Raw genomic sequence first — 1,730 nt, forward strand, 5'->3', positions numbered from 1 at the left:
GTTCATGCGGACGGCGAGCAGCACCGCCAGCGCCCCGACCCCGGCGAGCAGCGCGAGCGGGACGACGTGCCGCACCTCCCCCGCGACCGGCGACTCCACGGCGAGCAGCACCACGAGCCCGACGGCGGCGAGCGCGAGCTGTCCGGCGACGCGTTCCCAGAACACGGCCCGCACGCCGCGCCCCACGTCGCCCTCGCTCTGTCCGTGCCGGACGGCCCGGTGGACGTCGCCGAGGATCCCGCCGGGCAGCGCGGCGTTGAGGAACAGGGCCCGGTAGTAGTCGCCGACGGCGGCGCCGAGCGGCAGCCGGATCTTCAGCCCGCGCGCCACGAGCGCCCAGCGCCACGCGCTGAACACGGTCGTCACCCCGCCGATCGCGAGGGCGAGCAGCAGCGCCGGGGTGTCGATCCGCCGCAGCCCGTCGAGGAAGACCCCGGTGCCCATCCGCCACAGCAGCACGCCGATGATGGCGACCCCGGCGAGCGTCCCGAAGTGCGTCTGCAACGCCCGCACCCAGGTCCGCCGCCCGGCCCGAGCACCGCCGGCACCTTCGCCGACGTCGTCCGCGTCGTCCCCCCGCGACAAAACCTCCACGCCCTGCCGCGAGTTCACGCATCCGGCGTCGGACGGCCGCCCCGCAGCGGCGGCCACCCCCTCCGGCGGTTCCGGGACGGCACGCCCCGCCCCACCCGCCCCGACACCCCCCGGACCCTCGGTCATCAGGCGCTCCCCACCGGCCGTGCGAGCGCCAGCAGATCCGTGTGGTGGACGGTGACCCGGAGTTCCCCGGCGGCAGCGGCGGCGAGCCGCGTCTCCAGATACCCCGATGCACGATCCGCCAGTTCGGGCCGTTCCTCCACGGCGGCCCCCACCCACCCGCGCAGCCACTGGGCGGTCAGCGCGGCCTCGGCCTCTCCGAGCCGCCAGGCGCTGTCGTGCAGCTTCACGGTGGCGCCCCGCGCCTCGAACGCCTCGGCGGCGACGTCGACCGCGTCGGGCCCGAGCAGTCCGTCACGCCGCTGGTGGTCGTTGAAGGCGTCCTGGAGCTCCGCGTCCAGCGGGTCCTCGTCGGACAGTTCGACCCGTCCGGCGACGGACAGGGTGAGCAGCGCCGGGCACCCGGCTCCCACGCACGCGTCGACGAGCGCGTCGATCTCCTCGCGGGTCAGCACGTCGAGGAGGGCGGAGGCCGTCACCAGCGAGGCGCCGTTCAGGGCGTCCGGCGTCAACCGCGCCACGTCGCCGCGCCGCGTCTCGACCGTCACCCGGCTCCCGTCGGCGGCGGCCTTCGGTGAGGCGACGGCCGCGAAGTGCAGCAGGTAGGGGTCCCGGTCGTGCAGGATCCAGTGCTGGGCGCCGTCGAGGCGGGGGGCGAGCCAGCGGCCCATGGAGCCGGTGCCGCAGCCGAGGTCGTGGACGACGATCCCGGCCTTGCCGCGCGGCAGGTTCGCGAGGCGTATCCGCAGCGGGTCGAGGAGGTCGAGGGCGCGGGCGTTCGCGTCGGCGGGTTCGCGCAGCTGGAGCCATTCGGGGGCGTAGCGGGGCGGGTCGTCGGGGCCGCTCTCGCGCAGTCGTACGGTGGCGCGTTCGGCGACGGGTCCGGCGCCGGGGATGACGTCCGTGCTGCTCATGCCGCCCTCCAGGATTCTCGGGGAAGCCGGCTGAGGACGCCGGCGAGGCTCTTCGCGGTGGCCGCCCAGCCGCCCAGGGCGGCGCGTCGGCCGCGCGCG

The 1,730-nt window shown here is 76.3% G+C and carries 2 protein-coding genes; both read right to left on the reverse strand.

From position 1 onward, the window contains the following. On the reverse strand, positions 1-720 hold a 720-nt coding region (locus ACVNF4_RS35690; RefSeq protein WP_461806990.1), incomplete at its 3' end, for a lysylphosphatidylglycerol synthase transmembrane domain-containing protein. After that, positions 720-1,631: a class I SAM-dependent methyltransferase gene (locus ACVNF4_RS35695; protein WP_461806991.1), complete on the reverse strand. Its 912-nt coding sequence runs from the start codon at positions 1,629-1,631 to the stop codon at positions 720-722. The genes ACVNF4_RS35695 and ACVNF4_RS35690, both read right to left, overlap by 1 nt. Positions 1,632-1,730 lie beyond the last annotated feature (99 nt).

The organism is Streptomyces sp. S6 (assembly GCF_054880855.1).